Source organism: Stenotrophomonas sp. AGC87, assembly GCF_057333975.1.
Window position 1 is genome coordinate 77,543 of record NZ_JBHFHW010000030.1, and the last position, 8,304, is coordinate 85,846.

The window sequence follows — 8,304 nt, forward strand, 5'->3', positions numbered from 1 at the left end:
GGCTGGATCATTCCCCCCCCCCCCCCCCCCCGCCACTACTACCGATGTTGAACCCTACGGATATTCAGACACATGTTGGAACAGACGCTCGATCACCTGCAGCAGCTTGTGTCCTTCGACACGCGCAATCCGCCGCGTGCGATCACCACCGGCGGCATCTTCGATTACCTGCGTGCGAACCTGCCCGGGTTCAACGTGGAGGTGATCGACCATGGCGACGGTGCGGTCAGCCTGTATGCGGTGCGTGGCACCCCGAAGTACCTGTTCAACGTGCACCTGGATACCGTGCCGGATTCGCCGCATTGGACGGCCGACCCGCACGTGATGCGGCGCGCCGAGGACCGCGTGATCGGACTGGGCGTGTGCGACATCAAGGGCGCCGCGGCTGCTTTGGTGGCAGCGGCGAACGCCAGCGATGGCGACGCCGCGTTTCTGTTCTCCAGCGACGAAGAGGCAAACGACCCGCGCTGCATCGCCGCCTTCCTCGCCCGCGGCATTGCGTATGAAGCGGTGCTGGTGGCCGAGCCGACCATGAGCGAAGCGGTACTCGCGCACCGTGGCATCAGCTCGGTGCTGATGCAGTTCAAGGGCCGCGCCGGGCATGCCTCGGGCAAGCAGGATGCGGCGGCCAGCGCACTGCATCAGGCGATGCGCTGGGGCAACCGCGCGTTGGACCATGTCGAGTCGCTGTCGCATACGCGCTTTGGCGGGCTGACCGGCCTGCGCTTCAACATCGGGCGTGTGGAAGGCGGCATCAAGGCCAACATGATCGCGCCCGCCGCTGAAGTACGTTTCGGCTTCCGCCCGCTGCCTTCGATGGATATCGATGCGCTGCTGGCCACCTTTGCCGGTTTCGCCGAACCGGAGGCCGCGGTGTTCACCGAGACCTTCCGCGGGCCCAGCTTCCCGGCCGGCGATATTGCCGAAGCAGAAAACCGCCGTCTGGCTGCGCGTGACGTGGCCGATGCGCTGGACATCCCGATCGGCAACGCGGTGGATTTCTGGACCGAGGCTTCGCTGTTGTCGGCCGGGGGTTACACCACGCTGGTGTACGGCCCGGGCGACATCGCCCAGGCCCACACCGCCGATGAGTTCGTGACGCTGGAGCAGCTGCAGCGTTACGCCGAGTCCGTGCACCGCATCATTGCGCACGGCGCCTGATCGAATGACGCCGTCGTGGTCCCCCACTGACGGAACTCCCATCGCGGCCCCGGCCGCCTGCGACGATATCGAAATGCCTTCTTCCCAGCCCCACCGCCAGACCCGTCAGACCATCGTGCGCCTGCTCTCGAGCATGGCCAGCGCGAAGGAGATCAGCCAGTACCTCAAGCGTTTCTCGCAGCTGGACGCCAAGCGCTTCGCCGTGGTCAAGGTCGGCGGCGCGGTGCTGCGCGATGACCTGGAGGCGCTGACCTCCTCGCTGTCGTTCCTGCAGGAAGTCGGCCTGACCCCGATCGTGCTGCACGGCGCCGGCCCGCAGCTGGACGCCGAGCTCTCGGCGGCCGGCATCGAGAAGCAGACCGTCAACGGCCTGCGCGTGACCTCGGCCGAAGGCCTGGCGATCGTGCGCCGGGTGTTCCAGGCCTCCAATCTGCAGCTGGTCGAAGCCCTGCAGCAGAACGGTGCGCGCGCGACCTCGATCACCGGCGGCGTGTTCGAAGCCGAGTACCTGGATCAGGACACCTATGGCCTGGTCGGTGAGGTCAAGAAGGTCAACCTGGCCCCGATCGAAGCCAGCCTGCGTGCCGGCTCGATCCCGGTGATCACCAGCCTGGGCGAAACCCGCTGCGGGCAGATCCTCAACGTCAACGCCGACTTCGCCGCCAATGAGCTGGTGCAGGAGCTGCAGCCGTACAAGATCATCTTCCTGACCGGTACCGGTGGCCTGCTCGATGAAGAGGGCAAGGTGATCGACTCGATCAACCTGTCCACCGAGTACGACCAGCTGATGCAGCAGCCGTGGATCCATGGCGGCATGCGGGTCAAGATCGAACAGATCAAGGACCTGCTGGATCGGCTGCCACTGGAGTCCTCGGTGTCGATCACGCGCCCGGCGGACCTGGCCAAGGAACTGTTCACCCACAAGGGCTCGGGCACGCTGGTGCGCAAGGGCGAGAAAGTGCTGCGCGCTACCGCGTGGGACGAACTCGATCTGCCGCGCCTGAAGCAGCTGATCGAATCCAGCTTCGGCCGTACCCTGGTGCCGGATTATTTCCAGAAGACCAAGCTGCTGCGCGCCTACGTGAGCGAGAACTATCGCACCGCGGTGATCCTCACCGACGAGCCCGAAGGCGTCTACCTGGACAAGTTCGCGGTGCTCGACGATGCGCAGGGCGAAGGCCTGGGCCGCGCGGTCTGGAATGTCATGCTGGACGAAACCCCGCAGCTGTTCTGGCGCTCGCGCAACGGCAACCCGATCAATCACTTCTACTACGCGCAATCCGATGGCTGCTACAAGCAGGGCCACTGGAAGGTGTTCTGGTTCGGCGCCGATGGCTTCGACCGCATCAAAGCATACGTCGAGCATTGCGCCGCACGTACCCCCAGCCTGGAGGGCTGAACCTCATGAATCTCGCCGATTGGACCAAGGTCCCCACACTGGCCGGCACACACGCCCGGCTGGAGCCGCTGCAGATGGCGCATATCGATGGCCTGCGCGGTGCACTGGGGGATGGCACCTTGTCCAAGCTCTGGTACACCCAGGTACCCAGTGCGAAGACCATGACCGCCTATGTCCAGGCCGCGCTGCAGGCGCAGCCCGAGGGCAAGGTGTTGCCGTTCGCGGTCCTCAACGAGGCCGATGAAGTGGTCGGCTCCACCCGCTACTACGATCTGGACGCCGAGGTGCCGCGCCTGAGCATCGGCTACACCTGGTACGGCGAGGCCGCCCAGCGCACCGGCATCAATACCGAAACCAAGCTGATGCTGCTCACGCATGCCTTCGAGCGGCTGGAATGCCTGAGCGTGGTGTTCGAGACCAGCTGGTTCAACCTCACCTCGCGCACCGCGATCGCGCGGTTGGGGGCCAAGCAGGACGGCGTGCTGCGCAACCACAAGCGCCACCCGGATGGCACCCCGCGCGACACCGTCATCTTCTCCATCATCGATGCGGAATGGCAGGGGGTGAAGCGCCACCTGCAGCACCGCCTGGACGCACACGCATGAGCACCAAGACCTTCACTGTCGGCATCGTCGGCGCCCGCGGCCACACCGGTGCCGAGCTGATCAAGCTGATTGCCGCCCACCCGCAGCTGCAGCTGGGCTTCGTGTCCTCGCGCGAGCTGGCCGGCCAGCGCGTGAGCGATCACCACAGCGACTGGCACGGTGAACTGCAGTTCGAGAACCTGGATGCGGACGCTGTCGCCGCCAAGGGCATGGACGCCGTGATCCTGGCACTGCCCAATGGCCTGTCCGCGCCGTTCGTGGCCGCGCTGGATGCGGCCAGGCCGGACACGGTGATCGTGGATCTGTCGGCCGATCAGCGCTTTGAGCCGAGCTGGTACTACGGCCTGCCGGAGCTGACCCGGGGCGATTACCTGGGCCAGAAGCACATCAGCAACCCGGGCTGCTACGCCACCGCGATGCAGCTGGCGATCAGCCCGCTGCTGCAGCAGCTGGCCGGCCCGCCGCAGTGCTTTGGTGTCTCCGGTTACTCCGGCGCGGGCACCACGCCCTCGGACAAGAACAATCCCGAACTGCTGCGCGACAACCTGATGCCGTACGCGCTGACCAACCATGTGCACGAGCGCGAAGTCACTGCGCACCTGCGCGTGCCGGTCGAGTTCATGCCGCATGTGGCGCCGCACTTCCGCGGCATCACCATGACCGTGAACCTGTGGCTCAACACGGTGGTCACGCGCGAGGACGTGATCGCGCTCTATCAGAAGTACTACGCCAACGAAGCGTTGATCGAGGTGATCGACGAAGCGCCATGGGTGAGCCAGATCGCGGGCCGCCATGGTGTGCAGATCGGCGGCTTCGACGTGGCCCCGGGTGGCAAGCGCGTGGTGGTGGTGGCGACTCTGGACAACCTGCTCAAGGGCGCGGCCACCCAGGCGATGCAGAACCTCAACCTGGCGCTGGGCCTGGACGAACTGGCGTCCATCCCGCACTGAATTCCCACGGCGCAGCGCGGCCCCCTGCGCGCGCCCTGACAACCCGGCGGAGCGAATCCGCCTACGGAGCAAGACATGGCAGACCTTCTGTGGCAGAAGCCCGGCGTGGCGGTAGACGCCAAGATCCAGACCTTCCTGGCCGGTGATGATGTGATCCTGGACCGCGCGTTCTTCCTGTACGACGTGGCGGCCAGCAAGGCGCATGCGCAGGGCCTGGAGAACATCGGCATCCTCGGCAATGACGAGCGCGTCGGCCTGCAGCGCGAGCTCGATGTGCTGGCCGAGGATTTCCGCAGTGGCGCCTTCGTGCTGGATGAGCGCTTCGAGGATTGCCACTCGGCGATCGAAGCGCGCCTGACCGAGCGCCTCGGCGATGCCGGCCGCAAGATCCACACCGGCCGCAGCCGCAACGACCAGATCCTGGTGGCGACCCGGCTGTGGCTGAAGGACAAGCTGCTGCGCGTGGCCGAGCTGAGCCGCGAGATCGCCAGGGTCGCGCTGGATCGCGCCGAGGCGGAAAAGGACCTGCCGGTGCCGGGCTATACCCACATCCAGCGCGCCGTGGTGTCTTCGGCGGGCATGTGGTGGGCCGGCTGGGCCGAAGCCTTCATCGACAACGCGATCCGCGCGCACGACACCTTCAACCTGGTCGATGCCAATCCGCTCGGCACGGCCGCCGGTTATGGCGTGAACCTGCCGCTGGACCGCGCGCACACTACCCAGGCGCTTGGCTTTGCGCGGATGCAGATCTCGCCGATCTACGCGCAGCTCTCGCGCGGCAAGTTCGAGCTGGCCGCACTGGAAGCGCTTGGCGGCGCCACGTTGGATCTGCGCCGCATCGCATGGGACCTGTCGCTGTTCACCAGCGGCGAGTTCGGCTTTGTCGCGCTGCCGGCGCAGTACACCACCGGCAGTTCGATCATGCCGAACAAGCGCAACCCGGACGTGATCGAACTGATGCGTGCCACCCACGCCAGCGTGGCCGCGGCCCGCACCGAGATCGAGCAGCTGCTGTCGCTGCCGTCGGGCTATCACCGCGATCTGCAGAGCAGCAAGGGCGCGATCTTCCATGGCTTCGGCCGCGGTCTGGCCGCGCTGGAACTGCTGCCGGCACTGCTGGCCAACCTGGAATGGCGCGACGACAAGCTGCGTGCGGCGATCGACTCGGGCATGTACGCCACCGATGTCGCCGTGGAAGCGGCGGTGGCCGGTGTGCCGTTCCGCGAGGCCTACAAGGCCGCCGCCGCGGCGGCGGATACGGCCGGGCAGGGGCGGACCCCCGAAGGCAGCCTGGCCGCGCGCGTGTCGCCCGGCGCGGCGGCAGACCTGCGGCTGGATGAACTGCGCGCCCGCTGGGCCGCACTGGTGTAATCACGACGGCGGCCGCAAGGTCGCCGTTTTTGTAACGTCTTGCCGGGCGCGCCCGGGAAAAGGACTCACATGAAAATCTGTTATCTGGTGACGGTCACCCGCACGCCGGACTTCCGCGATGAGGTCGGTGCCGAGCACGTGCGCTTTCTCGATGAGGTGCGGGCCCGCGGGCAGCTGCTGCTGACCGGGGGCTTCACCGACAAGAGCGGTGGCGCCTACGTGCTGCAGGACATCGCCGATCTGGCCGCTGCACAGGCGCTGGTCGACACCGATCCGCTGCTGGTGCACGGCAGTGCCACGGCCCGTATCCACGAATGGAGTACGCGCTGAGCGCACCGACCCCATGAACCAGCCCGTGCCTTCGCCGTTCACCGAACAAGCCGTTCCGCAGTGGAAACGTGCCGTGCTCAAAGTGGGCAGCAGCCTGCTGGCCGCTGACGGCGGCGGTCTCTCGCCACGCCACGCACTGGGTCTGGCCCAGTTCGTCTCAGCCAATGTCCTGGCCGGGCGTGAAGTGGTGATCGTATCCTCCGGCGCGGTCGCCGCTGGCCGGGCGATCGTGCCGCGCGCGCTGGAAGCCGGGGCGGCGATGGCGGCACGGCAGGCACTGGCGGCGCTGGGTCAGGCACAGTTGATCGGGTTGTGGCAGCGCTTCTTCGAACGGCCGGTGGCGCAGGTGCTGCTGACCCATGACGACCTGCGCAACCGCCGCCGCTATCTCAATGCCCGCGCTACGCTCAACGAACTGCTGCGGCTCGGCACGCTGCCGGTGGTCAACGAGAACGACACCGTCTCGGTGGATGAGCTCAAGCTCGGCGACAACGACAATCTGGCCGCGACCGTCGCTGCGCTGATCGACGCAGATGTGCTGTTCATCGCCACCGACATCGACGGCCTGTACAGCGCCGATCCGCGTCGCGATCCGCAGGCACGGCCGATCCACGATGTGCCCGAGCTGACCGTCGAAGTTTTGGCGATGGCCGGGGGGGCCGGCAGCGGCGCGGGCACCGGCGGCATGCATACCAAGCTGGAGGCCGCGGCCAAGGCCGGGCGTGTCGGCATCGAGACCTGCCTGTTCAACGGGCGCAGCGCCGAGGTGGTGCGCGCGCTCAGCCAGGGCCGGTTGTTCGGTACCCGCATCCATGCGGCACAGACCCGCGTGGCCGCGCGCAAGTACTGGCTGCGGCACGCACCGCTGGAACCGGGCGCGATCCTGGTCGATACCGGTGCGGCCGATGCGCTGCGTGGCAAGGGCGCCTCGCTGCTGCCCGGCGGCGTGGTCGGTGCGGAGGGAGACTTCCGCCGCGGCGACATGATCGAGATCCGGCAACGCACCGAGGCCGGCGAGGTCTGCCTGGCCCGTGGCGTCAGCCAGTACTCGGCCAGCGACATCCGCCGCGTCGCCGGGCGCCACTCGCGCGACATCGAAAGCGTGCTCGGCTACAACTACGGTGGCAACGTCATCCACCGTGACGATCTGGTGCTGTTGTAATCGCGTCCCCACCGTGTTTTTTCAAGGATACTGAGATGGTCGCCAGCCCCACTACCGACATCCGCACCCAGGCGCTGGCCTGCCGCGAGGCTGCCCAGCAACTTGCCCAGCTGTCCTCCGCCGCCAAGGCCGAGCTGCTCGAAGCGATGGCCGCCGCGCTCGACGCGGATACCGATGCGATTCTCGCCGCCAACGCACGCGATCTTGCGGCGGCCACACAGAAGGGCGTCGGCACGGCGATGCTGGATCGCCTGGCCTTGAACCCGCAGCGTCTGGCCGGTATCGCCGCCGCCTTGCGCGAGGTCGCCGCATTGCCGGATCCGGTCGGCCAGGTGACCCGCGATGATGTGCGCCCCAATGGCATCCGCGTGCAGAAAGTGCGCGTGCCGCTGGGCGTCATCGCGATGATCTACGAGGCGCGCCCGAACGTGACCGCCGATGCCGCCGCGCTGTGCATCAAGGCCGGCAACGGCGTGATCCTGCGCGGTGGTTCGGAGGCGATCCACTCCAATACCGCGATTGCCGCCTCGCTCAAGCGCGCGCTGCGCGAGGCCGGCATTGCCGACGCAGCGCTGACGCTGGTCGAGGATCTGCGCCGCGAAACCATGCTGGCGCTGCTGCAGCTCAACGACCTGATCGACCTGGCGATTCCGCGCGGGGGGGAGGGGCTGATCCGCTTCGTGGCCGAGCATGCCCGCGTACCGGTGATCAAGCATTACAAGGGCGTCTGCCATCTGTACGTAGACCGCGCCGCCGATCCAGCACTGGCGCTGCGCCTGCTGGTGGACGGCAAGTGCAGCCGGCCGTCGGCCTGCAACTCGCTGGAGACGCTGCTGGTCCATGCCGACCTCGCGCCGACCTTCCTGCCCTTGGCGGCGAAAGCGCTGGCCGAGCGTGGCGTGCAGCTACGCGCCGATGCGGTGGCACGCCAGTGGCTGCCCGATGCCGAGATGGCCAGCGACGACGATTACGCCGCCGAGTATCTGGATCTGATCATCGCCGTGCGCGTGGTGGATGACCTCGAGCACGCCCTCGCGCATATCCAGCAGTACAGCTCGGACCACACCGAGGTGATTGCTACCGAGGATGCTGGGGCGGCGGAGCGCTTCGTGCACGCGTTGCGTTCGGCGGTGGTGATGGTGAACGCCTCCTCGCGTTTCTCCGATGGTGGCGAGCTCGGCCTGGGTGCGGAGATCGGCATCTCCACCACCCGCCTGCACGCCTACGGCCCGATGGGACTGGAAGCGCTCACCGTGGAGCGCTTCGTCGTCCGCGGCGAAGGCCAGACACGCACCTGATCCGGAGGTGCCGGCCGCCGGCCCGCAC

General features: G+C 67.3%; 8 protein-coding genes. All 8 read left to right on the forward strand.

What is annotated here, in order from left to right; genetic code table 11:
• The first annotated feature begins 72 nt into the window (after positions 1-72).
• The 8 genes from ACE026_RS12155 (at position 73) to ACE026_RS12190 (ending at position 8,276) form a co-directional block, all read left to right on the forward strand.
• Positions 73-1,161, forward strand: coding sequence for an acetylornithine deacetylase (locus ACE026_RS12155; protein ID WP_486039200.1), 1,089 nt, complete (start codon positions 73-75; stop codon positions 1,159-1,161).
• Positions 1,162-1,234: 73 nt separating this feature from the next.
• Positions 1,235-2,560: an acetylglutamate kinase gene (locus tag ACE026_RS12160; RefSeq protein WP_486039201.1), complete on the forward strand. Its 1,326-nt coding sequence runs from the start codon at positions 1,235-1,237 to the stop codon at positions 2,558-2,560.
• A 5-nt stretch (positions 2,561-2,565) separates the two neighbouring features.
• Positions 2,566-3,165 carry a GNAT family N-acetyltransferase gene (locus ACE026_RS12165; protein WP_486039202.1) on the forward strand — a complete coding sequence of 200 codons (600 nt, stop codon included), beginning with the start codon at positions 2,566-2,568 and terminating at the stop codon, positions 3,163-3,165.
• Positions 3,162-4,115 carry an N-acetyl-gamma-glutamyl-phosphate reductase gene (gene argC / locus ACE026_RS12170; RefSeq protein ID WP_486039203.1) on the forward strand — a complete coding sequence of 318 codons (954 nt, stop codon included), beginning with the start codon at positions 3,162-3,164 and terminating at the stop codon, positions 4,113-4,115. Before ACE026_RS12165 ends, argC begins: the two co-directional genes overlap by 4 nt.
• 75 nt (positions 4,116-4,190) lie before the next feature.
• Entirely contained in the window at positions 4,191-5,486 is a 1,296-nt protein-coding gene (gene argH / locus ACE026_RS12175) for an argininosuccinate lyase (protein ID WP_486039204.1), read from the forward strand.
• 69 nt (positions 5,487-5,555) lie between these two features.
• Positions 5,556-5,816, forward strand: a complete 261-nt coding sequence (locus tag ACE026_RS12180) for a YciI family protein (RefSeq protein ID WP_486039205.1) — start codon at positions 5,556-5,558, stop codon at positions 5,814-5,816.
• A 13-nt stretch (positions 5,817-5,829) separates the two neighbouring features.
• A complete protein-coding gene (gene proB, locus ACE026_RS12185; RefSeq protein ID WP_486039206.1) occupies positions 5,830-6,978 on the forward strand; it encodes a glutamate 5-kinase in 1,149 nt (382 codons plus the stop codon).
• A 35-nt stretch (positions 6,979-7,013) separates the two neighbouring features.
• Positions 7,014-8,276: a glutamate-5-semialdehyde dehydrogenase gene (locus tag ACE026_RS12190; protein WP_486039207.1), complete on the forward strand. Its 1,263-nt coding sequence runs from the start codon at positions 7,014-7,016 to the stop codon at positions 8,274-8,276.
• The last annotated feature ends 28 nt before the right edge of the window (positions 8,277-8,304 follow it).